Origin of the sequence: Streptomyces litchfieldiae, from assembly GCF_031845365.1 — a bacterium.
GTDB lineage: Bacteria > Actinomycetota > Actinomycetes > Streptomycetales > Streptomycetaceae > Streptomyces > Streptomyces litchfieldiae.
Genome location: NZ_JAVREL010000008.1, coordinates 39,416 through 54,028, shown reverse-complemented (window position 1 = coordinate 54,028; position 14,613 = coordinate 39,416). Strand labels below are relative to the sequence as shown.

12 protein-coding genes and 1 pseudogene are annotated in these 14,613 nt (G+C 74.4%); 9 read left to right on the top strand and 4 right to left on the bottom strand.

What is annotated here, in order from left to right; genetic code table 11:
- Nucleotides 1-87: 87 nt before the first annotated feature.
- From RM590_RS15440 to RM590_RS15430, 3 genes are all read left to right on the top strand, one after another.
- Entirely contained in the window at nucleotides 88-2,874 is a 2,787-nt protein-coding gene (locus RM590_RS15440; protein ID WP_311705135.1) for an ABC transporter substrate-binding protein, read from the top strand.
- A 100-nt stretch (nucleotides 2,875-2,974) separates the two neighbouring features.
- Entirely contained in the window at nucleotides 2,975-3,361 is a 387-nt protein-coding gene (locus RM590_RS15435) for a YchJ family protein (RefSeq protein ID WP_311705342.1), read from the top strand.
- Between the two features lie 158 nt (nucleotides 3,362-3,519).
- Nucleotides 3,520-3,999, top strand: a complete 480-nt coding sequence (locus RM590_RS15430; protein ID WP_311705134.1) for a hypothetical protein — start codon at nucleotides 3,520-3,522, stop codon at nucleotides 3,997-3,999.
- Nucleotides 4,000-4,104: 105 nt separating this feature from the next.
- Here RM590_RS15430 and RM590_RS15425 read toward each other — a convergent pair whose 3' ends face one another.
- The 4 genes from RM590_RS15425 to RM590_RS15410 all read right to left on the bottom strand — a co-directional run bounded on the left by RM590_RS15425 (nucleotide 4,105) and on the right by RM590_RS15410 (nucleotide 8,069).
- The gene (locus tag RM590_RS15425) at nucleotides 4,105-4,896 is read right to left on the bottom strand and encodes a class I SAM-dependent methyltransferase (RefSeq protein ID WP_311705133.1); all 792 of its coding nucleotides are present in this window, start codon (nucleotides 4,894-4,896) and stop codon (nucleotides 4,105-4,107) included.
- Nucleotides 4,893-6,512, bottom strand: coding sequence for a radical SAM protein (locus RM590_RS15420; RefSeq protein WP_311705132.1), 1,620 nt, complete (start codon nucleotides 6,510-6,512; stop codon nucleotides 4,893-4,895). The genes RM590_RS15425 and RM590_RS15420 overlap by 4 nt, the downstream gene beginning before the upstream one ends.
- Before the next feature lie 163 nt (nucleotides 6,513-6,675).
- Nucleotides 6,676-7,275, bottom strand: coding sequence for an SRPBCC family protein (locus RM590_RS15415; RefSeq protein ID WP_311705131.1), 600 nt, complete (start codon nucleotides 7,273-7,275; stop codon nucleotides 6,676-6,678).
- Nucleotides 7,276-7,418: 143 nt separating this feature from the next.
- On the bottom strand, nucleotides 7,419-8,069 hold the full coding sequence (locus RM590_RS15410) for a class I SAM-dependent methyltransferase (RefSeq protein WP_311705130.1): 651 nt from the start codon (nucleotides 8,067-8,069) through the stop codon (nucleotides 7,419-7,421).
- Between the two features lie 425 nt (nucleotides 8,070-8,494).
- Between RM590_RS15410 and RM590_RS15405 the strand changes: the two genes are divergently transcribed.
- The 6 genes and pseudogenes from RM590_RS15405 (at nucleotide 8,495) to RM590_RS15380 (ending at nucleotide 14,063) form a co-directional block, all read left to right on the top strand.
- Nucleotides 8,495-9,712, top strand: coding sequence for an MFS transporter (locus RM590_RS15405; protein ID WP_311705129.1), 1,218 nt, complete (start codon nucleotides 8,495-8,497; stop codon nucleotides 9,710-9,712).
- Entirely contained in the window at nucleotides 9,694-10,764 is a 1,071-nt protein-coding gene (locus RM590_RS15400; RefSeq protein ID WP_394813878.1) for a non-ribosomal peptide synthetase, read from the top strand. The genes RM590_RS15405 and RM590_RS15400 overlap by 19 nt, the downstream gene beginning before the upstream one ends.
- Nucleotides 10,765-10,869: 105 nt before the next feature.
- Nucleotides 10,870-11,787: an SRPBCC family protein gene (locus tag RM590_RS15395; RefSeq protein ID WP_394813877.1), complete on the top strand. Its 918-nt coding sequence runs from the start codon at nucleotides 10,870-10,872 to the stop codon at nucleotides 11,785-11,787.
- Nucleotides 11,727-12,323, top strand: a pseudogene (locus tag RM590_RS15390) (FAD-dependent oxidoreductase); the annotation flags it as partial. The gene RM590_RS15395 and the pseudogene RM590_RS15390, both read left to right, overlap by 61 nt.
- Before the next feature lie 28 nt (nucleotides 12,324-12,351).
- Complete coding sequence (locus tag RM590_RS15385; protein ID WP_311705126.1) at nucleotides 12,352-13,170, top strand: flavin monoamine oxidase family protein; 819 nt, start codon at nucleotides 12,352-12,354, stop codon at nucleotides 13,168-13,170.
- The gene (locus RM590_RS15380) at nucleotides 13,167-14,063 is read left to right on the top strand and encodes an LLM class flavin-dependent oxidoreductase (protein WP_311705125.1); all 897 of its coding nucleotides are present in this window, start codon (nucleotides 13,167-13,169) and stop codon (nucleotides 14,061-14,063) included. The genes RM590_RS15385 and RM590_RS15380 overlap by 4 nt, the downstream gene beginning before the upstream one ends.
- Nucleotides 14,064-14,613: the final 550 nt, after the last annotated feature.

Here is a 14,613-nt window from a genome sequence, read left to right as displayed (position 1 = left end):
CGCGTGAGCGTCTCCGTACGTTGAGCGACTGCCGGGTGCCCGCTCACGGGGAGTGGCGCACCGGTCACCGGGTCACATGGGGGGCAGATGACCAGGAGCAACGGACGGGACAGCGGGAGGCTGCCCGCGTACGCGGGGATGGGGGCGTTCACGCGAGCCCTGCAACAACTCATCACCCAGCCCCGGAAGGGCCGGGACTGGCTGCCCGTGGTGCTGCTGTGCGATCCCGAAGCCGGTGGCACGGCGGACAGCGCGCGTATCGCCCCGGGCCTCGACCGCTGGCTGGGCGGTGCCGAGACGCCGCTGACGCGGTATGCGTACGTGCCGGCGCGCGCCCCCGGCGACGGGCCGTTGACCATGATCGACACGATGGCGCGTCAGTTGCGGGAGATCACCAAGAAGCGCGACGAGGGCCGGCTTGGGCTGCCGGGGCTGTGGTTCCTCGCCACGGTGGCGCGGGCGCCCGACGAGGCGCGCGCGGATCTGGTCCGCCCACGGGCGCTGCGCGATCACTGCTACGCGCGTTACCGGGAGAGTTCCCCGGTGGCCGACGCGCTGTGGCGGCTGGCCGGGGGGCCGGCGGACGGCGAGGCCGCCTCCGGCGGACTGCCGGCGCTGTTGTGGCACGGCGCCAGCGCCTGGCTGTTCCAGTGGCTGCCGCGCTGGTGGTTCGGGGTGTCGCTGCGGCGCCGCCTGGGCTGGTTCCGCCGCTGGGGGAAGGAGCAGTTGGGGCAGGCGAGAAAGGGGCCCTTCAGTCTCTTCGCCTACGCCCAGGAGCTGGTGCCCGAGGCGGGGACGGCCGAGCTCGACGGGGAGCGGCAGGAGGAGCTGTACCGGGCCCTGGCCCAGGCCCTGCTCACCGATCTGGAGCGGGCCGTGCGCGGTGGCCGGCTGAACCCCTGGCGCCGCCGCAGGGCCACCCGGTTCGTGCTGGTCTTCGAGCGGGCCGGCGACAAGGACTCCTGGGAGCAGCAGTTCGTCAGGGAGGCCCGCGCCTCCGCGGCGCGGCTGGGCGCCACCTCCACGCTGATCCTGGCCTGTGGCGTCGGCTCGCTGGCCGACCAGATCGAGGACGAGACGGCCACCGGCCTCGGCCGGGCGGCGGACAAGCTGAGCGCGGCACTGCACGAGGCTCCCCGGCAGAGCGGCCTGGTGGTGCGGCTGCCCGCCGGCCCGGCGGAGGACGAGAGCGCCGCCTTCGAGCTGAAGGCACACCCCAAGATCGTGGTCCCGGAGAGCCGCTTCGGGCCGACGACCGAGCTGGTTGCCTCGCTGGCCTCGGGGGCGCTTGCCTGCGCGGTGCTGGCGGTGGCGGCGACCGTGGGCCCGTTCCCGCTGGGCGACGACGACCACTGCGGGAAGAACACCATCCTTGGCACGGACGGCAGTTGCGTGGGCATCCAGGAGGCGGACAGCGCGGTCAACGAGGATGTGGCCGCCGTGCTGAAGGCCATTGAGGCGGAGAACGAGCGGGTGGCCGAGGCCACCCGGGACTGGCCCGCCGAGGGCCGGCGCCCGCAGCCGCGCACCGTTGTCTACGTGGGGACGCTCAGCGGTGCGGTGGAGGCCAGCGATCCGGTGCTCGGGGGGACCCTCGCCGAGCTGCGGGGCATCGCGCTGGCGCAGCGCTACACGAACGACAGCGCGCTCCACGGGGAACGGGTGCCCCTGCGCGTGATGGTCGCGGACGCGGGACAGCGCTTCCAGGACGCGCGGGAGGTGGCCCGTCACATCGTGGAGCTGGCCGAGCGCGACAGCTCCGTGGTCGGGCTGATCGGCATGGGGCAGAGCCGCCAGCCGACCTATGACGCGCTGGAGATCTTCAGCGCGGCGGGGCTGCCGGTGATCGGCACCTCGGGGACCGCGGACGAGCTGCTCGACCACGGCCAGCACTATTACCAGATCGCGCCGACCAACAGCCGGGCCGCCGCGATCATGGCCGAGTTCGCCCGGCGGGGCGAGCTGATCCCCGACGGGGACGGCCACACCACCGCGGAGGTCGCGCTGCTGGTCGCGGATCCGCGGGACTCCTACAGCAGCGATCTGGCACGGGGCTTCCAGGAGGACTATCCGGAGGCACGCACACTGCTCTACAGCCCGGTGGACGGTGGCCGCCGGGATGAGGGACCGGCTGTCGAGGGCGAAATACAGCAGGACGCACGGGAGTTGGCCCGCACCGTGTGCGACGCGGTGGTCGCCGAGCCCCGCACCGTGCTGGTGTGGACGGCCCGCGGCAGCGAGATAGGCCCGTTCCTCCAGGAGCTGCAACGGCAGTCCGGGCGCTGCCCCGAGCTGACCATGCTCGGCGGTGACGAGGTGACCAACGCGAGGATCAGCGAGAACGACCCCTGGCAGGCCTACCCCGGGCTCCACCTCTACTTCGTGGTGGGCGGCGCGGGTCCGTTGCTGGCGGACTACGCCCGGGGCGAGGGCGCGAGCCCCGAGGCGTTCGAGTTCTACCAGCGTTACCACCAGGCGTACGACCCGGGCGATCGGGACGCGGCGACCAGGGCACTGGGCGTGGACGCCCATCCGGCACTGGCCTGGGACGCGTTGCGCTATCTGGCCGAGGGGGTGGACCAGGCGTGGCGGGCCACGGGAGGCAGCAATGCCCGGCTGGATCGCGATGTGGTGCAGGGCGTGCTCTACCAGGGCCTGGGCGAGGGCGGATTCGACGGCGCGACCGGGCGCGTCGACTCCTCCGCGGTGACCAACGACCGCCGGACACACGACAAGTTGACCATCATCGTGCGGGCCGAGCCGGAGGGGGAGATCACGGCGACCCTGGTGTGCGGGGCGATCACCCAGGATCTGCCCCAGCGGACCTGGGGCCCGGACCGCTCGCTGCCCTGCCCGGTGACGGCCGGGCAGTGAGGCCGACGTCACCCGGCCGGGGCGGCGTCCGGTGCCCGGGCACAATGGGGGCGTGGCCTCACGACGATCTCGCGCACCTCGGCGGAAGTCCGGGCGGGGCATCGAGTCGGCCGGGTGTCCGTGTGGCCGGCCCGAGCCCTATCAGCGGTGTTGCGGCCGGTACCACAGCGGGGAGGCCGCGGCGCCCACGGCCGAGGCGTTGATGCGTTCCCGGTACAGCGCGTTCGCCCTGCGGGACGCGGACTATCTGCTGCACACCTGGCACCCCAGGACCCGGCCGCCACGGATCGAATTCGGTGCCGGGACGCGCTGGCTCGGCCTGGAGATCCTCGACACCCGCGACGGAACGGCACTGCACACGACCGGAACGGTCACCTTCCAGGCCCGGCACACCGACAGCGGGCGGCCCGGTTTTCTCCGGGAGCGCAGCCGGTTCGAGCGGGTCGACGGGGCCTGGGTCTATGTGGACGGGGACCTCTCCGTCTGAAGGTCCCGGCCGGCGGTTCTCATCCCATTCTCAGGCCGTTCACATCGTCGCCTCAGGCGCGGCCCGCATGGTACACGTTTTGAGGACCGTCCGACGATCACCGACTACCCGAGGTAGCGCATATGGCCTCAGCAACTGAGAGGGCACTGGGAAAACTGTTGAGCAAGCACCGGACCGACAACCGGAGGAGGGGGCGGGCGGCCGTCCGCTCGCTGGTTGTCGGGGTGGTGGCGGTGGGGGCCGGCGTCGTCGCCGTCCCGGTGGGACTGCCCGGCTACGCCGTCGGGCCCGTGCTGGCCGTGGGGCTGCTGGCCCTGTGGCGGGGCGCGGTGCGGGCACTCGATCACCGGCGCGCGGGTGCCGAGATCTTCATGATTCGTGAGCGCGGTCTGATCAACCGCCGGGCCGGCACCGCCCGGGCGGTGCCCTGGCAGGAGATCGACGAGGTCGCGATCGTGGACCGGGTCCGGGCGCTGTCGCGGCTCCTCGGGCACGACGTCGTCTGCCGCGTCCGCCTGACGGGCGGCGAGGTTCTGCGGGTCACCGGCTACACCGAGAACGCGCGGGATCTGGCGGGGACGATCGCCGACCAGGCCGGTCGGCGGGACTCCGTCCGCACCCTCCAGCGGGCGGGCTGATCCGCCGCTGACGCCGGGCCGGGGGCGGAAGGCCCCCGGCCCGCGTGCGGCGCGACACTCGCATGAGGGGGCGGCCGGACCCATGTGCCGGGCCTCGGCCCCCTCTCAGCGGGACTTCTCCGCGATGAGCAAGGCGTAGCCGAGGGTGCCGTCCGCGATGGCGGCGCGGGCCGCGGCCAGGACGGGGCGGGCCGTTTCGGGGTTCAGGGCGGGGTCGGCGGCGAGGGCCGGGTTGGTCATCCGCAGCAGGGCCAGCCGTGCCTCGATCCGGTCGATTATGCCGGTCAGGGCTCGGTCGTGGCGTTCGGCGCGGACCGTGCGCAGGCTGGCGGCGGTGATGAGCCGTTCGTACGCGGCGAGCGGGCGGGCGTCGGCGACGCACGCGATGTGTGCGGCGAGCGTGGTGAGTTCGGGCGGGAGCCGGTCGGGGACGGCGGTGACGTCCGTGATGCCGAGCCGGCCGCCGGGCGCCAGGACGCGGGCGAACTCGGCGGCGGCCCGGGCCTTGTCGGGAAACGTGCACAGGGCGCACTCGCACACCACCGCGTCGAAGACGCCGTCCGGGTGGGGCAGGCGCTCGGCGTCGCCGGTGACGAACTCGGCCCGTCCGGCGAGCCCCGCGGCACGGGCGGTATCTCGGGCGTGGGCGGTGTTGGCCGGGGAGTAGTCCACGCCGTCCACCCGCACGCCGTAGCCGTCGGCGAGGAGGAGAGCGGTGGTGCCGCGTCCGCAGGCGACGTCGAGGACCCGGTGGCCCTTGTCCAGTTGGAGGCCGTCGGCGAGGTGGCGGGTGAGGGCGGTGCCGCCGGGGTGGTAGGAGTCGCCGAGCAGCAGGGCGACGATGTCGGAGGAGTACGCGGCGGCGCAGCAGGCCTTGAGCGCGTTCCGGTCGGTCATGGCGCGTTCGTCTCGGTGGCGGTGCGGGAGCCGTACGGAGTGTCGGTGAGCCGGTCGGCGAGCGGCCGGGCGTTGGGGGCGACGGGGGCGACGGTGACCCCGGACATCAGCGCGCGGACCTGCTCTCGGTAACCGACGGAGTTGTACGCGCAGAACGGGATCAGGCGTCCGTCCGGGGTGATCTCCTCGACGCAGCACTTCATGAGCTGTTTGACGTTGAGGGTGTAGGGGTCCTGGAAGTCCTGGACGACGATCATGAACGCCTTGTCGTTCAGGTCCCGCACGGCGGAGGGCAGGTCGATGCCGCAGGCGGCGGCGCAGTCCAGGGCCTCGGCGGTGGCCCGCAGCTTCTCCTCGGTGGTCTCCGTTCCCATGAGGGCCGAGGCGGACCACAGTTTCTCCAGCGCCCGCCGGACGCCGGGGTCGGGCAGGACGCGGTTGGTGATGTAGTCGAGGTGGTCCTCCACGTTGAGCAGCCGGGGGATGGGGAGCACGGTCCGGTTGCCCGGTTCGCCGTCGACGAGCAGGTAGGTGAGGGAACGGCAGGTCGGGAAGCAGCACGGCACGGGGAAGAAGTCGTCCTTGGTGAACCAGTCCGGTAGCTGCTGGGTGAGCAGGCGGATCACGTCGGGGTTGGTGAGCCGGTTCAGCGGGTCGAACGGGACGTGCCGCCCGGAATGGGTGACGGGCTGGAAGGCGACCGACCGCACCGCCGGGTGGTCGACGCCGAACGCGACGATCGCCCCCAGTTCATGCTCGTTCAGCCCGCGCTCCACGGCCGCGACCAGGGTGACCGTCAGCCCGGCCTCGGCGCAGTGGTCCAGCGCCCGCCGCTTGACCGTCCGCAGGTCCCGGCCGCGCATCTCCCGGTGGGTGCGCTCGTCGAAGCCGTCGAACTGGAGGTAGATGGTGAGCGACTTGCCCGGCGCCCGGTCGCGCCGGCCCAGTTCGGCGACGAAGCGTTTGTCGGTGGCGAGGCGGATCCCGTTGGTGTTGAGGGTGACGCCGCGGATGGGCCGGTCCTGGGCGAGGTCGATGAAGTCGAGGATGTGCCGGTGGATGGTGGGCTCACCGCCCGAGAACATCACCACCTCCGCCTCGCCCTCCGAGGCGACGAACGCGTCGAGCATCCGCGCGCACTGCTCGTGGGTGATCGAGTAGCCTCCCCAGGACTTCGCGCCGGAGCCGCCGCGGGGCCGGCGGCCGGAGTCGGCGAAGCAGACCGGGCAGTCCAGATTGCAGCCGGTGTTGACCTCGATGATGCCCAGGCAGGCGTGCTGCTTGTGCTCCGGGCAGAGCCCGCAGTCGCTGGGGCAGCCGTCGCGGACCTCGGTCTGGAAGACCAGCGGGATGGTGCCGGGCTTGTTGAATCGCGCCGAGGACAGGTACTCCTCGGCGTCGCCGTAGACCAGGGCTTCGAACGCGCCGTGCCGGTGGCAGCGCTTGCGCAGGTAGACCTTGCCGTCGCGGATGTTGACCTGGGCGTCGACCGGGGTCTTGCACAGCGGACAGATCGACCGGGTGAACTCGACGAACACCTCGTCCCGGTCCCGCTTCTCCTGGGCCCGCGTTTTGGCGCGCGGCCCCGCCGGCCGTGCCGTGTCGTCCACTGTCATCGCGTCTCTGCTCCCGCCTCGCCGCTGTCGTATGCCCGGTCGCCGGTCCGCCGACGACGGGCGGCACGGTCAGCGTGGTCCCGGGGCCGCGCGCGCCGGGCGGTACGCGCCAGGAACGGCCGGTATCTCACCGGAAGAGGCGAGCGGGCGCGGACTGGCGCGTTCACCGGCGCGCGGCCGCCGCCCGGCGTTCGGCTTCGGTCCGGACGGTGGCGAGGGAGGCGGCGACGGCGCCCTCCCAGCGGGCGGCGACCGCGGCGCCCCACCACTGACCGAGCCGCCACAGGTCCGTGCCCATCCGCCCCTCGTACACCAGCCGCGTTCCCCCCGCGTGCTCGCCGAGCACAAAGGATTCGGTCACCTCGGGCACGGGCCCGCGCACGAGACGGAAGTCGACGCGCCCGGGCCGGGTGAAGCGCACCGTCTCCACGGTGACCGCCGTCAGCCGCCCGCCCGCGACGGGGGTGAAGTGCTTGGCCAGGACGAGGTCGCCGCCGCGTTCCAGCACGTTCAGCTTTGCCCGCATGGCGCGCGGGGCGCGGCCGAGATACGGCTGGGCCACCACATCGAAGACCACCTCCCGGGGCGCCGCGATGTCGGCGGTCAGCGGTCCCAGCGCCCGGGTGCGCCGGCCCACGCCCAGGTCGGCCGGCAGTGCCCCCGTCACCAGCCCCAGCCAGCCGGCGGTGGCGGCGCCGCCGAGGGCGGCGGTCCACGCGGCGGCGCGTGCCAGCCGCGCGCGGGTCACCGGCGGGGGTGCCACGGCCGCGCTCCTGCCCGGTCGCCCGCGCGGTACGTGAGGGGAGTCCATGCCCCGACGCTAGAACGCCGCCGTGCTTCCGCAGGGGATGCGGCTTTGAGCGGGGTGCCGGTGTCGGCGCGGTGCTCGGCGGGGGAGGGGCTGCGTCACGCGCCACAGGCGGCGGGGGAGGTCGCCCTCCTCGAAGGCGTGGACCTCCTCCAGGACCCAGCCGTCGGCGAGGGCGTCGACCAGGGCGCGAGGGAAGGGGTGAACGGCGAAGCCGCCGTGTTCGTAGATGTTTCGTCGCCGTGCGCCGTGCCGGTGCCGCAGTGGGCGTCCCCGGTGTGCCGGACCGTGTGAACGAAGACCCCGCCGGGGCGCAGGACGCGGCGGACCTCGGCGGCCACGGCGTGGATCTCCGGGGTGGACAGGGCCATGCACAGCAGCATGTGCGCGAAGACCGCGTCCACGGAGTCGTCCGGCAGCGGCAGCGGCGGGCGGACGTCGTGCACCACGCAGGTGACCCGGTCCTCGACGCCCTGGGCGCGGGCGGCCGCCCGAAGCTGCTCCAGAGCGGCGGCGCTGAAGTCGGTGGCCCGGACGGTGAAACCTTCATGGGCCAGGGCCAGCGTGTCGCGGCCCTGTCCGGCGCCGAGCTCCAGCACGTCCCGGGCGCCGGCCGCGCGGAAGACCTCGGTGGCGTGCCGCGCGGGCGCGGACGGCTGCTCGCCGTACATGCCCGGGTGGGCCGTGTAGGTCTCCTGCCAGTGCGCCCGTTGCGCGTCGCCCAGTTCGCGCCTGCCGTCGTCGTCCACGTCGGTTCGCTTTCCCTCAGGTCCGGGCCGTCGCAGGTTCGAGGACCAGCCTAGGGCCTGTGTCGAGTTCCCGTCCGGGCCCGCGACGCCAGTCACGGCACCTCGCCGCTCCCCCAGACTCCGTCTGGGAGGTGCCCCCAGCCGAATCGCGCGAATACGGCCGGGTATGAGCTGCGATCCGGTGCCTTGCTGGGGGTACCTCCCAGGCCCCCAAGGGCCTGGGGGGGCACCGCGTCTGACGCCGCGGGCTGATCCGACCGGGAACTCGATACAGGCCCTAGGTGCCCCCGGCCGGGCGTCGCGGGAACGCGACATCACCGTCCGGCCCCTCGTCGGTGTCGCGATTCCGCCAGCTTCCGGTGGGCGGGGTTGCTGAGCTGGTGATCGCACAGTTCGTGGAATCGCCCGACACAGGACGGACATTCATGCCCCCAGCTCTTGTCGTTTCCGCCGGCGGAACCGGGGCGGCGCGTCGCTCGCCCCTCATGTCCCGGCTGGCGGTGGCCTCGGTGACGATGGGGATATTCGCCATCGTCACGACCGAGATCCTGCCCATCGGCCTGCTGACGTCGATCGGCTCCGGCTTCACCGTCTCGGACGGAATGGCCGGGTTGATGATGACCATGCCCGGATTCCTGGCCGCGGTCTCCGCGCCGCTGGTCACGGTGGCCGCGGCGCGCGTCGACCGCCGGGTCGTCCTGTGTGCCTTCATCCTTCTGCTGGCCGCGGCCAACTTCCTTGCCGCGGCGGCGTCCAGCTACTGGCTGGTGCTCATCTCCCGGATTCTGGTGGGGATCACCATCGGTGGTTTCTGGTCGATCGGGGCCGGCCTGGCGAGCCGCCTGGTGCCGCCCGCGTCGGTGGGGCGGGCGACGGCGGTCATTTTCTCCTCGGTGCCGCTGGGGTCGGTGCTCGGAGTTCCGCTGGGCACCCTCATCGGAGACCTCGCCGGCTGGCGAATCGCCTTTGCCGCGCTGGGAGTTCTGTCCCTGGCCGTCTTCGCCGCGCTGGCCCTGGTGCTGCCCCCGCTGCCGCCGGAGCAGGTCACTCGGCTGAACGCGCTCGGCGGCATGCTGCGGAGCACGCACACACGTTTCGCGCTGGCCGCCACATTCCTCGTCGTGCTCGCGCACTTCGAGGCCTACACCTACATCACCCCGTTCCTGGAGCAGGTCACCGAGGTGGGGACCGGATCGATCACCGTGTTCCTCCTCGTCTACGGGGCGGCGGGCATCGCCGGCAACTTCCTGGGCGGATCCGCCGCGCCGCGCCATCCGCGCGCCACCTTCGCGGCGGCGGCCGTGCTGATCGGTGCCGCGACCCTGCTCCTGCCCGTGCTCGGCCAGTGGCGCGTGGGCGCGGTCGCGCTGCTCATCGTCTGGGGCGCGGCGTACGGCGCCGTTCCGGTGTGTTCCCAGACGTGGTTCGCCAAGGCGGCTCCCGGGGCGCCGGAGGCGTCGTCGGTGATGTTCACCGCGTCGTTCCAGGCGACGATTTCGCTCGGGGCGCTGTCCGGGGGCGTGGTCGTCGACCGCTCCTCGCCGTCGCTGGTCATGACGCTCGGCGGCGTGACCGCGCTCCTGATGGCGCTCGTCGCCCGGATCCGCGTCACGCGCCACAACGCCTGGCCGGACAACGACTGAGGCGGCGCCACGCGCGCGGGGTCACACGTCCGGGGCGGCCAGGCGCCTCCCTGCGGGTGGTGGTCATCGGCGGCGAGGAGGTGCGGGCGCCCGCGGTGCGGTCCTGGGTGTCGCGCGTGCCCCGCGAGGTGCGGCTCGTCAACACGTACGGCCAGACGGAGACCACGCTCGTCACCCACGCCGCCGACCTCGGTGGCGACGCGGGACGCGCGCTGACCGACGACCGACGCGTCCCGATCGGGCGGCCGTTGCCCCATGTGCGCCAGGTCGTCCGCGGCCTCGCGCCCGGTGTCCGGAGCGGGGAGCTGCTGATCGGCGGGCCGTCCCTGGCGTCGGGCTACCAGGGCCGGCCCGACCTCACCGCCGAGCGCTTCACCGGCGATCCGGCGGACCCGGAGGGACGTCTGTTCCGCACCGGGGACGTGGTCGAGGTGCTGCCCGATGAACGCCTGGTGTGGCTGGGGCGCGTCGACCGGCAGCTCAAGATCCGGGGGTTCCGGATCGAGCCCGAGGAGGTCGAACGCGCCCTGGGCGCGCACCCCGGCGTGCGGGACGTCGCGGTCCACGCGCCGCCCGGCCCGGACGGCGCGCGGCGGCTGGCCGCCCTGGTCGTCCCGGCCACCGGGGCCCGCCCGTCGGTGACCGAACTCCTCGACTGGCTGCGCGTCCGGCTGCCGCCGCACCTGCTGCCGGGCCTGCTCCACTTCGCCTCCCACCTGCCAGTCCTGCCGAACGGGAAGACCGACTACGCGATGCTCGAGGACGGAAAGATCCCCCAGGACCCCGCGCCCGGCCCGGACCCCGGCGCCGCGGCGGCCGAGATCGCCGCGCTGGCCGGCGCGATCCTGGGCCGCCCCTACGGCGTGGACGACGACTTCTTCGAGGCCGGCGGCGACTCGCTGCTGGCGGCCCGGCTGATATCCCGTATCTACCGGCGCTTCGACGTCGAGCTGACGTTTGTCGACATCTTCGAGCGGCGCACGCCCAGCGCCCTCGCCGAGCGCCTGCGCGCCCCGGAGGCGAGCCCCGCCGGGCCGGAAGGCAGACCATGACCGGCGGCGCCGTTTCCTACTTATACCGCCGCCGGGAGCTGGTCGAGCCGGACTGGACCCGTTTCCCGGGCTGGCGGGACGTGACCCGGCGGCAGTGGCGGGACGATCGTCCGCGCCTGGGTCAACGCCTGCCGGCACCGGGGGCACGAACTGGTGCGCGCGGGCTGCTCGGTGCGCGCCCGCGCGATCCGGTGCGCCTACCACGCGTGGGTCTACCGGCTCGACGGCTCGCTGCGGAACGCGCCCCGCTTCGACCTGCCCGACGACGAGGACCTGGGGCTGCTGCCGGTGCGTTCGGCTGTCTGGCACGGCTGGCTCTTCGTCAACGCCGCCGGTGACGCCGAGCCGCTGGAGACGGTGACCGGCAACCTCGGGTCCTACCTCGACGCCTACGACCCGGCGGCCCTGGTGACCGTCGCCACCCGCCGCTACGAGGTGGCCGCCAACTGGAAGCTGATCTTCGAGAACTACCTGGAGTGCTACCACTGCCCCAGCGTCCACCCCGAGCTGAGCCGGGTGCAGCGCACCGCCGGTGGCGAGGACTTCCCCGCCACCGGCGCCTGGTTCGGCGGCCTGCTCGACCTGCGCAACTCGGCGCGGTCGATGTCGCTCGACGGATCGGGATCCGACTGGGTCTTCCCCCGCCTCGACGAGGACCGGGCCCGGCAGGTCTGCTACCACGGACTGCTGCCCGGGCTGTTCGTCACGGCCCTGCACGACTACCTGGTGACGCACCGTCTGGAGCCGCTGGCCGCCGGGCGGACCCGGGTGGTGTGCGAGTGGCTGTTCCCCGAGGAGTTGCTGTCGCGGGGCACCGACCCGGCCTACGCGGTCGACTTCTGGCACACCACCAACGCCCAGGACTGGGCGGCCTGCGAATCCACCCAGCGCGGCGTCTCCCACCCGCGGTATGTGCCGGGGCCGCTCGCGCCGCACGAGGGCGCGCTGCGGGCGTTCCACCGGTGGCTGGCCGACGCCTGCGGACCGGGTGCCGCCGGGCCGGTCCCGGGCGGCGCCGCGTGACCGCCCCCGGCGCCCACACGGGGGAGGCGGCGGACGTGGTGGTCGTCGGCGCGGGCCTGGCCGGGCTCACCGCGGCGGCGGAACTGCGCCAACGCGGGCTGCGCGTACGGGTCGTGGAGGCGCGGGACCGGGTGGGCGGGCGCACGGCCGGTCATGTGGTGGCCGGGCAGCGGCTGGACGCCGGGGGCGCCTGGGTGGGCGACCGGCACACCGCCGTGCGGGCCCTGGCCGCGCGGCTGGGCGTGCCGCTGCGCCGCACCGAGGCGCCCGGCGCCGGCCTGTTCGACGTGCGCGGACGGCTCAGCCGCGCCGGCGACCCGGTGCCGGCGTTCAGCGCGCTCGCCTTGGGCGACGTGCTGGACCGGCTGGAGACGCTGGCGGCGGGGGTGGACGTGGAGCGGCCCGGGGAGACGCCCGGCGCCCCGGAGTTGGACCAACTGTCCGTGGCCGACTGGGCGGCGCGGGAGTTCCGCCATCCCGACGCGGGCCTCGTCGCCGGGCTCCTGGCGCACGAGATGCTGGCCGCCGAGCCGGCCGATGTGTCGTTGCTGCACCTCCTGTTCTATGTCCGCTCCGGCGGCGGGGTGCTACCTGACGGCGTTCTCGGGCGGCGCCCAGCAGGAACGGTTCGAGGGCGGCGCGCACACGCTGGCCGAGCGGCTGGCGGCGGCGCTCGACCCGCCGGTGCTGCTGGGCGTCCCCGTGAGGCGCGTCCGGCTCGACGCCGGGCCGCGCGTCCTCGTCGAGGGGCCGGGCCTGTCCCTGGCGGGCGGGCACGCGGTGCTCGCCGTGCCGCCGGGGATGGCCGCCCGGATCGATGTGCGCGGCCCCGGCGGCGCCCCCACCCGTCCCGTCGCCCGGCCGCCGGCGGGCCGTGGTTCCGCGGTCAAGCTGCACCTCGTCTATGAGCGGCCGTTCTGGCGGGAGGCCGGCCTGTCCGGCTGGGCCGCGGGTGACCGGGGCCCGGTCCGGTTCACCGTTGACGACTCGGCGGGCCGCGGCGGAGCGGGCGTCCTGATCGGGTTCGTCACCGGGGGCGACGCGCGCCGCTGGGCGGCCACCCCGCCGGCCGAACGGCGCCGCGCCGTCCTTGCGCGCGTGACGCGCTGGTTCGGGCCGGAGGCGGGCGAACCGGTCGCGTTCCTCCAACAGGACTGGCAGGCTGAGGAGTTCGTCGAGGGCTGCTGGGCCGCCGTGCCCGAGTTCGGCGCGTGGACCACGCCGCGGCCGGCCCCGGGCGGCCGGGAGCGGGACGGCGGGCTGCACTTCTGCGGAACGGAGCACAGCGGCGCGTTCTACGGACACCTGGAGGGCGCCGTGCGCTCCGGGCGGGCGGTGGCCGCCCGGGTGCTGGGCGCGCCGGCCGGCGAGGCCGCGCCATGACCGCCGCCACCAGGCCCGCCCGCTACGGCCTCCTGCTGCCGAACGCCGGCACCTACGCCGACCCGCGGCTGCTGGTGGGCCTGGCCCGCACCGCCGAGGACTCCGGCTGGGACGGCGTCTTCCTGTGGGACCACCTCATGCTGCACCGCCACCTGCGGCTGCCCGTGGCGGACACCTGGACGGCGGTCACGGCCATCCTCGCGTCCACCCGGCGGATCATCTGCGGACCGCTGGTCACCCCGCTCGCCGCCCGCCAGCCGTGGAAAGTGGCCCGCGAGACCGCGACCCTCGACCAGCTCTCCGGGGGCCGGGTCGTCCTCGGCGTCGGCCTGGGCGCCTCCGGCGAACTGGACTTCGCCGCCTACGGGGACGACCCTGACCTGGCCGGGCGCGCCGCCCGCACCGACGAGGCGCTGGCGCTGCTCGACCGGCTGTGGAGCGGCGAGGAGGTCAGCCACACCGGACTCAGATACCGCCTGGACCGGGTGACCCACCTCCCCACACCCCAGCGGTCCCGCGTCCCCGTGTGGGTCGCGGCGACCTGGCCGGCCCGCGCGCCCGGGCCGCTGCGGCGCGCCCTGCGCCGGGACGGCATTGTGCCCATGGTCACCGACGCGCGCGGCGGGCTGCGCGGCCCGGACCCCGGCGAACTGGCCGCGCTGCTCCCGCCGGCCGACCGCCGGCCCGCGCACTGGACGGTCGCCGTTCCCGGCCGGACCCCGCCCGACGACCCGACCGCCGCCCGCGAGACCGTCGAACGCCACCTCGACGCCGGCGCCACCTGGTGGCTGGAGTCCTTCGACCCCTGGTCGCGCGACCCCGCGCACGCCTGGTCCTGGGCCCGGCAGGGACCGCCCCGGCCACCCGCCGCCCCCCGGAAGGAGGACCTATGAGGGTGTCCGACGCCCTGAGCCTGCTGCGGACCCTGCGGCACGCGAGGAGACCGCTCGGCCTGTCGCTGGCACTGCTGCTGGGCTTGAGCAGTCTGGTGCCGGCGGTGACGGCCCTGCTGCTGGCCGCGCTGCTGCGCCGGTTCGAGTCGGCCGGGACCGCGGTGCCGCCGCTGTCCGAGGCGCTGGCGCCGCTGCTGGCGTTCGTCGCCGTCCTGCTCCTCGGGCACCTGATGGACACCGTCATCGAGCCGCTGGCGTTCCGCGTCCAGGCCGCCGTCGACGGCGGCCACCGGGCGTCGCTCACCGAGCTGGTGTCCGCCACGCCCACCATCGACCAACTGGAGACGCCCGAGGTCCGCGCCCTCATCCGCGCGGCCCGGGCCGACCCCGACAACTGGACGGAGCACACCCCCGGCGACGGCGCCGACGCGCTGCTGCGCGTCCTGGCCGGCTTCGTCGGCGTCGCCGGGGCCTGCGTCGTCCTCGCCGGCTACGCCTGGTGGGCGGTCCCCGCCGTCGTGCTGCCCGCCGTGGCCAACTGGCTGCTGCG

Excerpts from the sequence above, each read along its gene's own strand:
- RM590_RS15405 (WP_311705129.1), top strand. The coding sequence starts at position 8,495 with ATGCCCCCAGCTCTTGTCGTTTCCGCCGGCGGAACCGGGGCGGCGCGT.
- RM590_RS15385 (WP_311705126.1), top strand. The coding sequence starts at position 12,352 with ATGTCCGCTCCGGCGGCGGGGTGCTACCTGACGGCGTTCTCGGGCGGC.
- RM590_RS15425 (WP_311705133.1), bottom strand. The coding sequence starts at position 4,896 with ATGACCGACCGGAACGCGCTCAAGGCCTGCTGCGCCGCCGCGTACTCC.
- RM590_RS15420 (WP_311705132.1), bottom strand. The coding sequence starts at position 6,512 with ATGACAGTGGACGACACGGCACGGCCGGCGGGGCCGCGCGCCAAAACG.
- RM590_RS15380 (WP_311705125.1), top strand. The coding sequence starts at position 13,167 with ATGACCGCCGCCACCAGGCCCGCCCGCTACGGCCTCCTGCTGCCGAAC.
- RM590_RS15440 (WP_311705135.1), top strand. The coding sequence starts at position 88 with ATGACCAGGAGCAACGGACGGGACAGCGGGAGGCTGCCCGCGTACGCG.